Genomic DNA, 12,850 nt, shown 5'->3' with positions numbered 1-12,850 from the left:
TTAGTATAGGGGGAAAGTGGAAAACGGACAATGAAATGACGGTGTTTTGGAGTCAACCCTATGATGAGGCATATACAATCGATAAGGTGGGGAAACGATGGAGAAGCAGAAGTTGATTCAAATTTTCGACAGGCAGGCGAACCAGTACGATAAGAAAAGAGAAGGCTCAAAAGTAAAGCAATGGCGGCAGCAGCTTCTAAGTGATGCGAAGGGCGAAGTGCTTGAGCTGGCCGTAGGGGCAGGCGCGAATTTCCCACTTTATCCTCCCGGCGTACAGGTTACGGCAGCCGACTTCAGCCCGGCTATGCTGGAGAAGGCGCAGCGGGCCGCCAAGGAGCATCGCCTTGATGCCCGATTTATTTGTGCGGATATTGAAGAGTTGGACTTCGCCGCGCATTCATTCGATACGGTCGTGTCCACGTTATCAATGTGCAGTTATGACCAGCCGCGCATGGTGCTGGAGAAAATGAAGCGGTGGTGCAGACCCGATGGCTCGATTCTTCTCATGGAGCATGGCATCAGTTCCAATCGTGTATTATCCGCCGCTCAGAAGGTATTGGATCCGTTACTGTACCGGGCATATGGATGTCATCATACCAGAGATATTCAGGAGCTGATACATGAAGCGGGTCTCGAGATCGTCAGGGCGGAAAGCTATTGGCTTGATATGGTCCAACTGGTCTGGGCACGGCCCGGAGCTCTGGGGGAGACAGGAGGATGATCGATTCTTCAAAGCGGGTTTGCGATGCATGTATATGATGGGGAGCGATTGGTTGGCACGGGGAGAGTCGTAACAGATGGATTTATTAATGCCTATCTGTGCGGAGTCGGGGTTCATCCCGATTATCAGCAGCAGGGGATAGGCAGCGAACTCATCCGCCGCCTGGGCAGAACTTGCAGGGAAGCCGGCCTGCATGTTCAATTATTTTGTTCAGCGGAAAAGATTTCGTATTATGAGAGATTTGGCTTCGACACATTTGCGATCGGAATGATGATGCGGGAAGAGTAGGGAATGAATAGACGTCTATCCCGAGCCAGATGGCATGATCTTTTACGAATCCGAGCTAATACATACAGATATCGTAGCAATAACTCTTTGATTACTGTCAGATCGGGGAAGCCATCATCATGGAGGAAGGCTGACAGTTCTTGATTTCGCAGCATGGCATTCCGTCTTTATTCGATATGAATGCAAAGAGCGGTTGGTTTGACTGACTTTTCAAAGACATGGATATGCCCGTATGATCCTGTTTGAACTGGAACGGCAAGCGGTGAAGCAAGGAATGAGGCGCCTCGTTGTGGCGACAGGAAGGCTATGAGCCGCCGGGATGGAGATCGAATGAAAGGAGAGCAAGAGGGGAGAGCATGTTATGAACTGGGCAGAAGCAAGCCGGCCTGCGCCGAGATCACTTTGCTGGATATGTATGAGCTGATGGATGGCGGCAGTTGGCTGGAAAAGGACGATGAAGGGCGGGCGGAAGCGGAGGAATATCGGCGTTGGCAAGAGCTTGCCTTACGGTTGAAGGACAGGCTGGCTTCCCGGCGCCATCATCATGGGGAGCAGGGAGGTTCGTCATGAAGAATTCGAACAAGCCAGGCGATGGACAGGAACGTCCTGCAGACGGGAGATTCGGCATTGGATGAAGAGGAGGCCCGGATGCCAAGCGGATTGGTATCCGGCCCCCTTGAATGAAGCTTGAACCGCTGTTAAATGAACTTATATTTTCGCAGGATATGATTCATCTCCGGCACGATATGCCATTCGGCTTCGCCCTTGACGGCTTCTGCGAACATTTTTGCGTGCTCCGGCGGCGTTTGAATATCGTTCGAGCCCGTGATGGCCAAAAGGGGACAGGACACTTTCTTCACGTACTCCGCGAGGTTCAGAGCGGCATGTTCTTGAAACCATTTGTCGCAAAATTTGGTGCCTTTAAATTGTAAAGTTGGCGTAGCGGAGGAAATCGCCATTTCCATAAAAGCGGCACGTTGCTTTCTGGTTTTCCCCGGCACATTGAACAAACGGAACAGCAAGCCTTTGATCCCTTTCGCGCTCTCCATTTCTTGCAGCACCTGTGCTGATTGACGCGGCATGGTGTCATGCACCAAATTCTCGAAGGCGCCGGCGATCAGCATCAGCCCCTGCACCGGCTGGTTCGCCTGCACGACGGGGGCGATTATTGCTCCTTCGCTGTGTCCCAATATGACAATTCGATTCGGATCGACTTCTGGCCGGGACTGCAGGAAGCGGACGCAAGCCGTACTGTCCTCCACCAGATCCCAGAATCCGGTTTCATAAAACTTCCCTCCGCTCGCATGTGTGCCGCGCTTGTCGTAGCGCAGCGTAACCAACCCCATTTTTCCCAATGCATCCGCCAGGTCTTTTTAAATATTCATGTTGAGGCCGCCACCGTTGCCGTCCGATCGCTCTCCCCCGTCCCGGAAATCAGTAAAATCGCGGGGACAGGTTGTACCGCCGCATGCTGCACCAACAATGTTCCGGCCAAAGGATAAGCGCTGTCAATCGTTACTTCGATGTCACTACAATGTGCGTTCAATCCATCTATTCTCCCTCGCTTTTATTTTCCGCTTCCGGAATGACGACGAGTGAAAGTGTTCGGCGCCGTCTCCCCGGCGCGGGGCCGTGCTGCATTGCTTTGTACAGTGCTTCCTGAAAAGGAACCATCACTTCTTCAAATTCATCGTCACTCAAATAGAGGGAGCTTTGGCGGTAACCGACGCCGTCTTGAGCCATATTAATATCGGGTTGTTCTAAATATTGAGAAAAATCATGGAGCAGACTGGAAACGAACGTAGTGAAATATCGCATATGGTCATCTTTTGTTATATTTTCTAGGTCGGCTTCCGTTAAGTTCACTCCTTCCTGAGACAATGCGTATACTTTCTCGACTACGCCGCGAACTTGATATTGCTCGACGACAATCAGCACCTCTGCTTCGGCTAATTTATGGAGATGACGATAGAGCGTAGCCTGCGGAACTTCGGGCAGCAGCTCGTGCAATTGCAAAGCGGTGGCCCGTTGTTGACGCATGACATTCAGAATGATCTTTATCCTTACCGGATGCAGGAGCAAATCGGCTTTATTCTTTTTCAAATGGATTCCCGCCTATTATTTATTGTTATCAAAAATGATTATATTCTCAAATATGATAATATAATTCGGTTCAAGGGATGTCAAGCAGACGTTGTCATCCTAGTGATAATGAGGAGGCAAGCAAATGGCGGCCAGCGGTGGATGAGATGAGCGGCATGCTTAACAGAGGCTGGAAAAACAGTTGAAACTCCATTATGATCGAACGGTAAGCGAGTTCGGGGGTCGTTACACATGAGCAATTAGGACGAAAATGGTAGAGACAGGAGGGGCAATTGCTTGGGCTTTCAGCTTGATGATCAGATGATTCGACTGCTGTGCGGCCGGTTCTCCTATGAGGACGGGGAAGTTTGGTTCCAATCGCACAAAGTGAGGATAGCAAGGGAGACAGGATCAGGTACGCAGCGTTACGAGGCATCGATCGAGGAGGGTGATCGCATCCTTCAGGTTACCGTTAAGTTCTCGCATGGGGAAGAGGTGAAGGCTTCATGTACTTGTCCGGCATTTCATCCCGAGGACCAATACTGCAAGCATATTGCCGCAGCGCTGATGGCTATTCACGCTATGCAGCTTGGGGATGAAGCCCCGGAGCAGGGAAGGGACGGCAGGCTGCAGACCGTCGAAGAGGCAGGGGAGCGGATATTGAAGCTGTTCGACGAGAAGCCGCTTCGTCCAACCGAAGCCCGTCCTCTCTTCGATCCCAGGGAAGTGCTTGACGTGGAATTCCTATGCAAGCCCGTGATCTGCAGGGATGAGAAGTATAGGTTCGGGATAGAGCTGAGAATCGGCCCGCGCCGGTTATACAAGGTTCAATATGTAGAGGAATTGCTCCGGCGCATCCAGCATCGCGAAGCGTGCAAGGTGTCCAGATATTTTACGTACGACCCGGAGCTTCACAGCTTCCGTTCTGAAACTAACGCGATCCTCCAGCTTCTGATACGCATGCTCGACAGTGATATGAGGTATTTAGAGGCGGGATATGATTCCGAACGGCTGCTGCTCATTCCTTCTTCCATGTGGGAAGAGCTTCTTCCCCTGCTCACGGCGGCTCCGGCAGTTAAGGTGATGCAGGGCGGCAGCCGCTTCGATGGGATCGTCATCGCGGACGGGCCGCTCCCGCTTGTCTTCGGCTTCGATCAGTCGCAGATAAAGGATCAAGGGTACGAGCTGGACATAGCAGGTCTGGAACGGGTTATCCCGATGACGGCCTATGGATGGGCGCTCTCCGAAGGGAAGCTGTGGAGCCTTTCGCAGGAGCTGCTCGAGCGTCTTGCCGATCTGCAGCGGATCGTCGACGCATCTCATAGCACCCGGATTGCGATTAAGCCGGAGCAAGCGGAGCCATTTATGGAGAAGGTCATCCCGGGCCTGATGAAGCTGGGCCAAGTCCGGATTAGCCAATCCGTCTCCGATCAAATGGTGCGGACGCCGCTTGTCGCCAAGCTGTATCTCGATCGGGTCAAGGATCGCCTCCTTGCCGGATTGGAGTTCCATTACGGCACGATGGTCATCAATCCGCTGGAGAGCAGAGGACAGGGGAGCGGCGAGGGCCGGATTCTGCTCCGGGACGGCGAGAAGGAGCGGCGGATTCTAGGGCTGCTGGAGCGCAATTCCTTCGTGAAGACGGAGGGGGGGTTCTTTCTGGCCAATGAAGAGCAAGAGTTCGACTTCCTCTATCATGTGCTGCCTGAACTGGAGAAGCTTGTCCACGTCTTCGCGACCACGGCGGTAAAGTTGAGGCTGCATCCCCTGTCTGTTCGTCCGGCTGTAAAGGTCGACGTTGATGAGCGCAACGATTGGCTGGAGTTCCAGTTCGAGATGGACGGGATTCCGGAATCAGAGATCCGCCGGATTATCCAGTCTCTCGAAGAAAAACGAAGATACCACCGGCTACCCAACGGCGCGCTGCTGCCGCTCGATCGCGCCGAGCTTCAAGAAATCATCGCCTTCCTCAATGATATGGGGATGCGGCAGGAGCATATCCAAGGGACGAGGCTGCGGCTGCCGGTTGCGCGCGGACTTCAATGGATGGATACGGTGCACACAGGAAGTGCGATCCGTCTCGGCAAGGGGTTCCGCAAGCTGCTGGAGCATATGCGCAATCCCGATCACCTGGAATTCCTCATACCCGCTTCGATTGCTCCGATTTTACGCGAGTACCAGCAGTATGGGTTCCAATGGCTGAAGACACTCGCCCATTATCGCCTCGGCGGGATATTGGCGGATGAGATGGGATTGGGCAAGACGATCCAGAGCATTGCTTTCGTGCTCTCTGTACTGCCGGACATCCGGGAAGCCGGCATGCCGGCCCTGATTGTGTCTCCGGCTTCTCTCATGTACAACTGGCGCAATGAGCTCAACCGATTCGCCCCCGAGCTTCGCGTCGTGATTGCGGACGGTAGCAAGGAAGAGCGAAGCCGCATCGTGCGCGATGCATCCCGCACCGATGTCATCATTACCTCGTATCCTCTGTTGCGCCAGGATATCGGGCAGATTGCGAGCACGAGGTTCCATACGCTGATATTGGACGAGGCCCAGGCGTTCAAAAACTATGCGACACTGACGGCCCAAGCCGTAAAGGCTATTCAGGCCCGGCATCGCTTCGCTCTGACGGGAACTCCTGTGGAGAACCGGTTGGAGGAGTTGTGGTCGATCTGCGACGTTATTTGTCCTGGACTGTTCCCGGGGAGACGGGAATTCAATGAGCTCTCGCGGGATGCCGTGGCGCGGCGGGTGCGCCCCTTCCTGCTGCGCCGAATGAAGACCGACGTGCTGAAGGAGCTGCCGGAGAAGATCGAATCGCAGCAAGCGTCGCAGCTGCTGCCGGAGCAGAAGAAGCTTTACGTAGCGTACCTCGCAGAGCTGCGGCAGGAGACAGTGAAGCATTTGCGCACAGGCGGCTTCCGGAAGAACCGGATCAAAATATTGGCGGGCTTGACCCGGCTGCGCCAGCTCTGCTGCCATCCCGCCTTGTTCGTCGAAGGCTATGCCGGCAGCTCGGCGAAGTTCGAACAATTGCTGGATATGATCGCGGAGTATCGAAGCGCTGGCAGGCGCATGCTTGTCTTTTCCCAATTCACGGAGATGCTCGGTCTGATTGCGCGGGAGCTGGGCAAGCATGGCGTGCCGTATTTCTACCTGGACGGGCAGACGCCTGCCCGCGAACGAGTCGAGCTGTGCGGCCGATTCAACGAGGGGGAGCGGGATCTATTCCTTCTCTCGCTGAAGGCGGGAGGAACGGGATTGAACCTGACCGGAGCGGACACGATCATTCTGTACGATCTGTGGTGGAATCCGGCGGTGGAGCAGCAAGCGGCTGATCGGGCCCATCGGATCGGGCAGAAGAATGTCGTTCAAGTTATCCGCCTCGTGACGCAAGGCACGATTGAAGAGAAGATGTATGAGCTTCAGCAGAAAAAAATGAACTTGATTCAAGAAGTGCTTGAACCGAATCAGGAAGCATTATCCGCCATCACGGAAGAGGAAATCCGGGAGCTGCTTATGCTCTGAACCAGCGCTCGGACCGCGAGGGGGCCGCGGGCGCACCAGCCCGTAGCGCGAATATTGCAATCCGCTTCCGCCGCAGGAGGCGCTAGCCCTCTCCGAGAAGAGTAAGGATATATGGCGTCCTGACAAAATGGAAAACAAATGATAAGCTGGAACAAATGGATCAAGGAAGGTGGACTATGCTTAATGAAGGCTATTTCGTTGGCTGGGGCACGTTGGCTCTGATCAACGCCGGCTTGGCCCAGGGGAAGAACCGGAGCGGATTGAACTGGTTCTTGCTGTCTTTGCTGCTTGGCCCGATCGCTACCTTATGTATCGTGCTGTCGGATAAAAAGTAAGCATGATTCATCCGTTTAGCTTACGTTTGCTATTGAATTCCAGATGGATCCTGCGATAATAGAGGCAATATAATGAGAGGGTGAGCGAAAGCCGATGATCTGCTAATACTATCCGCCGCAGAATGAAGAATGCGAAGTGCTATGGATAGGATCGGTCTGGGCTTTTGCCGCCATACGGGACAAGAACGACTCTGCTTATGAAGCAGAGCTTGTCTTTGTGCACGCATGCCAACCTCCTATCCGTTGATCGGATCAGGAGGTTTTTTGATGTGAGCCTCCTCTTTCCGGCGCATGACAAATTGAAGCGCTAAAAGGATGATGCGAAGATGGAAGGACCGAATCCGCAAGACAAATATCCGATCCCCGGAAATAAAAACGTGCAGTTCATCCGCAACGTCATTACGATGCCCAACATCGTCGCAGGGGAATATTCGTATTATGATGCCATGAATGGAGAATCGTTCGAGGAGCAAGTGCTGTACCATTATGAAGCGGTCGGGACAAGCTGATTATCGGGAAATTTTGCTCCATCGCCGCGGAGGCGCGATTATTATGGGCGGGGGCAATCATCGCATGGACGGCTCCACCTACCCGTTCAATATCTTCGGCCATGGCTGGGAGATCCATGCGCCGGCATTGGAGCAACTGCCGCTCAAAGGCGACACGGTCATCGGCAAGAATGTCTGGATTGGGCGGCGTGCGACCATTATGCCCGGCGTCACGATAGGGGACGGCGCCATCATCGGCGCGAAGCGGTAGTCGTCCGGGATGTGGAGCCATATACGATAGTCGGTGGCAATCCTGCCCGGGAGATACGGAGGCGCTTCTCCCCCGAGACGATCGCGAAGCTGCTTGAGATTCGATGGTGGGATTGCGGCATCGAGCTTATTAATCGCTATATCGGGGCGATTGTGAGCGGAGATATGGCTCTTGCCGGGTACAAGCTGCGGCAGACGGGGGGAAGGAGCAGAGAAAATGAGCAATATGCACCGGATTCAATGGTTCGATCAGCAGATCAGAGCAGGCTCTACCCGAACAGCAGCAAGCTGGCGGAGCAGGTCGAGATCTCGAAGCGGCAGGCGCAGCGGGATATCGGGTATCTGGAAGTCTCTCTTCGCGCTCCGCCGTTGTATGTTGCCAAGCATCGCGGTTATGTCTATGAGGATAAGGCCTATATGCTGCCGCTGCTGTACATTACGGAAGAAGAACAGGACGTGTTGAGATTCCTGGCTCATCGGTACCCTCAATATAACTATGAGAACGCGGCTGTAGTGCAGCGCATTGCCCATGTTGCTGCGGTCTTATAGCTTTCATTCTACACCGGCAAGCCCCCATCTGTTCTCCGTTCCGAGGAATAGATGGGGGCTGATTTGCGTATCTATGTGCAGCAGGGATCAAAAAAACTTCCCGTCCATGACGAGAAGCTGCATTTGCAATCCACACGAAAATGAAGGAAAATAGAGAATGCCAGAAATTGAAAAACCATCACTTCATCAATTATGTATTGAAACTATCACGAAAATATGATAAACTATCCGTTGCCAATTGTTTATGTGCACATTTAATTTCGATCTTAGCACATTCGGCATATTGTGTCAAGAATAATATATACATTCCAGCTAGCGGGTTACAGGGGGGATTGGATGCTTACGAACGATCAACAGGACTACGACCTGATGCTGCCACCCGGGATCAAACTCGATGACCCTGTGCGCATGTACTTAAAAGAGATTGGGCGCGTACCGCTGCTGTCCGCAGAGGAAGAGATCGAATTGGCCAAGCGGGTCGTCCAGGGGGATGCCGAAGCGAAGCAAAGACTCGCGGAGGCGAATCTCCGTCTGGTCGTCAGTATTGCAAGACGGTATATCGGGCGCGGCATGATGCTGCTCGATCTGATTCAGGAGGGCAATATGGGCCTGATGCGGGCCGTCGACAAGTTCGACTACACGAAGGGCTACAAGTTCAGCACGTATGCGACGTGGTGGATTCGTCAGGCGATTACACGGTCGATTGCGGATCAGGCTCGCACGATCCGGGTTCCGGTTCATATGGTCGAGACGATTAACAAGCTCAACCGGATCTCGAAGGAGCTGCTGCAGGAACTCGGCCGGGAGCCGTCGCCGGAAGAGATCGCGGTCAAGATGGAGATTACGCCGGAAAAGGTGCGGGAGATTATGAAGATCGGCCAGGAGCCGGTCTCGATAGAAACTCCTGTCGGCGACGAGAACGACTCCAGCCTGGGAGATTTCATCGAGGATCAGGAGGCGCTGGCTCCGGCAGATGCCGCGGCTTACGAGCTGCTGAAGGTCCAACTGGAGGATGTGCTCGACACGCTGACCGAGCGGGAGCAGAACGTGCTGCGTCTCCGCTTCGGACTGGATGACGGCCGCACCCGGACGCTTGAAGAGGTAGGCCACGAATTCGGGGTGACCCGCGAGCGCATCCGGCAGATCGAGGCGAAGGCACTCCGCAAATTAAGACATCCGAGCCGCAGCAAACGGTTGAAGGATTTTCTCGAATAAGCGGGGCTGTTGCTGCCATGATGCAATTATAAGATATAATATGCTGCCGAGGGGCACGCGTTCGCTGCGCGTGCCCCTTTTGCGTCTGTGAGGCGACACGAAATTTTCAGTTGAAGTGCGTATGATTCAAGTTATAATGAAGAACGGGGCATGACTGCCGCAAGGGTCAAGCCTACGACTGATTTGAATGAGGATCTTCAGGGCCAGGTGCAATTCCTGACCGGCGGTAAGGTGCTGTTCTCCAGCCCGAGCCCGCGACTCGCCGCTGTCTTAAGCGGCGACTGATTTGGTGCAAAGCCAAAGCCGACGGTATAGTCCGGATGGAAGAAGATCGCTTATCCCGATTCACGTGGTGTATGTTGTATGTCATCTTAACCACATATGATCATTGGCGAAGTAAGTCTTCTTAGGCCTAGATCCTGTTCAACGACCGTGGAGGTTATTGAATATGGACGAAGCATTGCAGCCGGGACATGGTGCTGCCCGAGCATCTAGAGGGATCTGGTACGTCGTGCTGGGTGCCGCTCTATGGGGGATCGGACCGGTCTTCCGCACCTTTGTGTTGGATTATTTGACATCCACACAGATCGTTTTAGTTGAACATCTTATTTTGCTGCTGTTCGCGGCGCCGGTATTGTGGGTGAACCGCCATGAGCTGAAGAGCATCACCTGGCGGCATCTTGTGGCGCTGCTCTTCCTGTCCTGGGGCGGATCCGTCACCGCTACCATTATGTTCACGGACGCATTTGTGATGGGCAATCCGAACGCGGTGCTTCTGCTGCAGAAGCTGCAGCCGCTGTTCGCCATCCTGCTGGCGCGCATTCTTCTCCGGGAGATGCTGCCGCGAGGCTTCGGGCTGCTGCTGGTGTTGGCGGTAGCCGGCACCTATCTGCTCACGTTCGGCTGGACTTTGCCGATCGGGCATGTGCGCGAGGTCATCGGCGTAAGCAGCCTGCTCGCGCTCGGCGCCGCCTTCCTGTGGGGCGGTTCGACCGTCATGGGGCGGTTGCTGCTGAACGATATGAAGTATGAGACCGTTACGGCGCTCCGGTTCGCGCTTGGCCTGCCATTATTGTTCGTCATCACCTGGAGCGAACATCCGAGCTGGGACATCCCCTCGGGCGAGTGGGGGAAGCTGACCTTCTACATTTTGCTGCAAGTGTTGCTGCCGGGTCTGCTGAGCCTGCTGCTGTATTACCGCGGCCTGGCCGTCACGAAGGCTTCTTATGCGACGCTCGCGGAGCTGTCCTTCCCGTTGGTCGGAATGCTGGTGAACTGGATTGTCTTTCATGAGGTCGTGACCGTGGCGCAAGTGGTTGGATTCGCTTTGATCTGGATTGCGCTGTTCTGCGTGGCCCGTCAGCAGGAATAATACCATCATAGATTGCCGCGAATAGGGGCTGTCTCATAATGTAGTTGTTAGCTACAGTGAGACAGCCCCGCCTTGCTTCTGACAGCCCGACTTGCCGAGAATCCCATCAGATAACGGCTAAAATAACGTAAATTCCTGCACAATGGCAGGATTCGCTGCTCAACCATCGTCCCCCGCTCATCCCGTCTCCCATTCTCTGTTGTTCCGTCTTGCCCTGCGTAATGACTCGATGCCCATAGGACAGTTCCTTTTATTGCTGGAAGGGCTGCAGCGCCTCCTTCAAGTGCTGGATGAAGCGAAGCCGTACAGTGCTTCTGGTGTGCTCCTGGCCTGCGACGACTCTCTTCCTACATTACCGGACCCAGTCTGTTGGCGGATGGTGGCTTAACGGCGCAATAATCGGATCGCGACAGGCCAGGCCGGCCGCTTCGCTGAACGTTGCGCTCCTTGAACGAAATATGAAGCTTGCCAATATACAATATCGCAAAGCAAGCGGTTGCTCAGCCGGGCGGTTGCCCTGGAGCGGCCGCTTGGTTTGCATTTGGCGGCATGTCGGCAATTGTAATCATTTGTCGGTTGTTCAATATGCCGATTCCATTTAATATCAGTACAGGACAGCCATTAGTTGGCATAATCTGCTGAATTATCTCGTTGTAAGGAGCAATGGGCATCATGGCTTTTTGTGCAAAAACATCTATGAGACAGTTAAGGCAAGAGAGAAGACGACAGGGCCAGTGCGCACAGTGCGGGAATGCATCTTCCCAATACCTATGTCAGCGCTGCAAAGCGATGCGGCGCAAGCCTGAACCGAAGGGGTTCCGGGAGTACCCGATTCAGCGCAAGCTCAAGAGCAGCTTGACGGACAAGCGCCTCTACGAGGATATGATCCGGCTGAAGCTGCGGACGGCCGATATCGCGCAGTATTGCGGCGTTACTCAGCGTACGGCCGAGAAGTGGGTATTCGAGGGCAGTGTGCCGAACCCGGAACGCGTAGTCAAATTATGCGAGCTGATGGGACGGGAAGTCGGCTATTATTATCCACTGTATAAATGGACGAACAAATAGCATGTATCTGCACGCGAGAAGGGCGGAGCCGCATGAATGCAGCCCCGCCCGATGCATGATCGGCAGCGGGCGAGGGATGCCCCTGTGCCCCCTGCAGCTATTCGCTGAGGAACTGAAGCGAATCGAGCGCCTGCATGACGAGCCCGTCCAGCTCGCCCAGATGACGCTCGTCGATAGGATGATTGAACGTCAGCACGATGCGGTGCGTTCCTGCGTCCGCGGCGGGAGAAGCTGTCCCGGTCCGAGGCAGGACGGGAACCGTTCGTTCCTGCCGCATGAGGAACGAGTCACCCCAGATGGCGGCCAACCGTTCACCCATCTCGTCCGCCCGCGCCGTATAATCGCCCGCCAGCTCGAAGGACAGCTCCAGCCGGGCGCCGGGCTCCTCCCCGACAAGCCGCAGACCCCGCAGCTCGGCTGCGAAATCGGCCAATCCGCTCGCAAGCGTCAATGCGGCTATACAGGCCTTTCCAGGCCGCTGCACCCGCATGCGGAATGTCCGCCCGAACCCGGCTAGATCGATCAGATCCTCCCGCCCGATGACGAGCCATTCTCCTTCCTGATCCAGATCATAGATTTTACCTTCCATCACGACCTTCAGATTGTCAAAAATCGTAGGATCAAACATGGCTAAGCCTCCTCGCAACATGCGAATGATGTGTACGATCATAATACAAATTTGCGCCTGCTGCAAAAAAGCGGGAGGCTGTCCGTTCGTAATCGATTCGTACAGCTCCTTCATCGGGCGCATCAGATTCTGCTTCATCATCGTCCCGGCCGCCTCAGCGGCCCGGGCTTCGAGCGCGCTGACCAAGGGCCGTATGCTCCTGGACGGATGCATCGTTAGCCGGAGCCCCGAGGCAGAAGGGCTCTCTGAACCACAAGAGCAGCCCTTCATCGGGCTGCTCTTCGTCTGTCCGGACGGATGTCCGGGGAG

12 protein-coding genes, 1 pseudogene and 1 riboswitch are annotated in these 12,850 nt (G+C 54.6%); of the genes and pseudogenes, 9 read left to right on the top strand and 4 right to left on the bottom strand.

Translation table 11 applies throughout. From position 1 onward, the window contains the following. Positions 1-97 precede the first annotated feature (97 nt). From DQX05_RS25285 to DQX05_RS25275, 3 genes are all read left to right on the top strand, one after another. Entirely contained in the window at positions 98-721 is a 624-nt protein-coding gene (locus tag DQX05_RS25285) for a class I SAM-dependent methyltransferase (RefSeq protein WP_119796112.1), read from the top strand. A 3-nt stretch (positions 722-724) separates the two neighbouring features. Continuing rightward, the gene (locus DQX05_RS25280) at positions 725-1,009 is read left to right on the top strand and encodes a GNAT family N-acetyltransferase (protein WP_472924378.1); all 285 of its coding nucleotides are present in this window, start codon (positions 725-727) and stop codon (positions 1,007-1,009) included. A 330-nt stretch (positions 1,010-1,339) separates the two neighbouring features. After that, entirely contained in the window at positions 1,340-1,579 is a 240-nt protein-coding gene (locus DQX05_RS25275; RefSeq protein ID WP_259392223.1) for a DUF4274 domain-containing protein, read from the top strand. Positions 1,580-1,707: 128 nt separating this feature from the next. Here DQX05_RS25275 and DQX05_RS25270 read toward each other — a convergent pair whose 3' ends face one another. Genes DQX05_RS25270 through DQX05_RS25265 form a run of 3 tightly spaced genes read right to left on the bottom strand, consistent with a single transcriptional unit; the run spans position 1,708 to position 3,112 of the window. Beyond that, positions 1,708-2,355: an alpha/beta hydrolase gene (locus DQX05_RS25270; RefSeq protein WP_119796109.1), complete on the bottom strand. Its 648-nt coding sequence runs from the start codon at positions 2,353-2,355 to the stop codon at positions 1,708-1,710. Between the two features lie 35 nt (positions 2,356-2,390). Beyond that, positions 2,391-2,555, bottom strand: a complete 165-nt coding sequence (locus tag DQX05_RS31115) for a hypothetical protein (protein WP_182914898.1) — start codon at positions 2,553-2,555, stop codon at positions 2,391-2,393. Between the two features lie 5 nt (positions 2,556-2,560). Next, positions 2,561-3,112: a helix-turn-helix domain-containing protein gene (locus DQX05_RS25265; RefSeq protein WP_119796108.1), complete on the bottom strand. Its 552-nt coding sequence runs from the start codon at positions 3,110-3,112 to the stop codon at positions 2,561-2,563. Between the two features lie 276 nt (positions 3,113-3,388). On the opposite strand from DQX05_RS25265, the gene DQX05_RS25260 reads away from it, so the two are divergent. The 6 genes and pseudogenes from DQX05_RS25260 (at position 3,389) to DQX05_RS25240 (ending at position 11,913) form a co-directional block, all read left to right on the top strand. Then, positions 3,389-6,619, top strand: a complete 3,231-nt coding sequence (locus DQX05_RS25260; protein WP_119796107.1) for a DEAD/DEAH box helicase — start codon at positions 3,389-3,391, stop codon at positions 6,617-6,619. 176 nt (positions 6,620-6,795) lie between these two features. Next, on the top strand, positions 6,796-6,954 hold the full coding sequence (locus DQX05_RS31110) for a hypothetical protein (protein WP_006677627.1): 159 nt from the start codon (positions 6,796-6,798) through the stop codon (positions 6,952-6,954). A 326-nt stretch (positions 6,955-7,280) separates the two neighbouring features. After that, positions 7,281-7,880, top strand: a pseudogene (locus tag DQX05_RS25255) (Vat family streptogramin A O-acetyltransferase); the annotation flags it as partial. A gap of 717 nt (positions 7,881-8,597) precedes the next feature. Further along, positions 8,598-9,476 carry an RNA polymerase sigma factor RpoD gene (rpoD, locus tag DQX05_RS25250; RefSeq protein ID WP_119796106.1) on the top strand — a complete coding sequence of 293 codons (879 nt, stop codon included), beginning with the start codon at positions 8,598-8,600 and terminating at the stop codon, positions 9,474-9,476. A 189-nt stretch (positions 9,477-9,665) separates the two neighbouring features. Then, positions 9,666-9,812, top strand: a riboswitch (FMN riboswitch). A gap of 112 nt (positions 9,813-9,924) precedes the next feature. Next, positions 9,925-10,848 carry a DMT family transporter gene (locus tag DQX05_RS25245; protein ID WP_119796105.1) on the top strand — a complete coding sequence of 308 codons (924 nt, stop codon included), beginning with the start codon at positions 9,925-9,927 and terminating at the stop codon, positions 10,846-10,848. 789 nt (positions 10,849-11,637) lie between these two features. After that, positions 11,638-11,913 carry a helix-turn-helix domain-containing protein gene (locus DQX05_RS25240; RefSeq protein ID WP_087440113.1) on the top strand — a complete coding sequence of 92 codons (276 nt, stop codon included), beginning with the start codon at positions 11,638-11,640 and terminating at the stop codon, positions 11,911-11,913. 97 nt (positions 11,914-12,010) lie between these two features. Here the strand turns inward: DQX05_RS25240 and DQX05_RS25235 are convergent, their stop codons facing one another. After that, entirely contained in the window at positions 12,011-12,727 is a 717-nt protein-coding gene (locus tag DQX05_RS25235; protein ID WP_259392222.1) for a hypothetical protein, read from the bottom strand. Positions 12,728-12,850 lie beyond the last annotated feature (123 nt).

Source organism: Paenibacillus thiaminolyticus, assembly GCF_003591545.1.
GTDB classification, from domain to species: Bacteria; Bacillota; Bacilli; order Paenibacillales; family Paenibacillaceae; genus Paenibacillus_B; species Paenibacillus_B thiaminolyticus_A.
The sequence above is the reverse complement of the archived record's forward strand: the minus strand, read 5'-3'. Positions and strand labels throughout refer to the sequence as shown.

Bases quoted from the DNA above. Each gene is read 5' to 3' on its own strand.
- DQX05_RS25275 (WP_259392223.1), top strand. From the start codon at position 1,340: ATGAAAGGAGAGCAAGAGGGGAGAGCATGTTATGAACTGGGCAGAAGC.
- DQX05_RS25245 (WP_119796105.1), top strand. From the start codon at position 9,925: ATGGACGAAGCATTGCAGCCGGGACATGGTGCTGCCCGAGCATCTAGA.
- DQX05_RS25270 (WP_119796109.1), bottom strand. From the start codon at position 2,355: ATGGGGTTGGTTACGCTGCGCTACGACAAGCGCGGCACACATGCGAGC.
- rpoD (WP_119796106.1), top strand. From the start codon at position 8,598: ATGCTTACGAACGATCAACAGGACTACGACCTGATGCTGCCACCCGGG.
- DQX05_RS25240 (WP_087440113.1), top strand. From the start codon at position 11,638: ATGCGGCGCAAGCCTGAACCGAAGGGGTTCCGGGAGTACCCGATTCAG.
- DQX05_RS25285 (WP_119796112.1), top strand. From the start codon at position 98: ATGGAGAAGCAGAAGTTGATTCAAATTTTCGACAGGCAGGCGAACCAG.
- DQX05_RS31110 (WP_006677627.1), top strand. From the start codon at position 6,796: ATGCTTAATGAAGGCTATTTCGTTGGCTGGGGCACGTTGGCTCTGATC.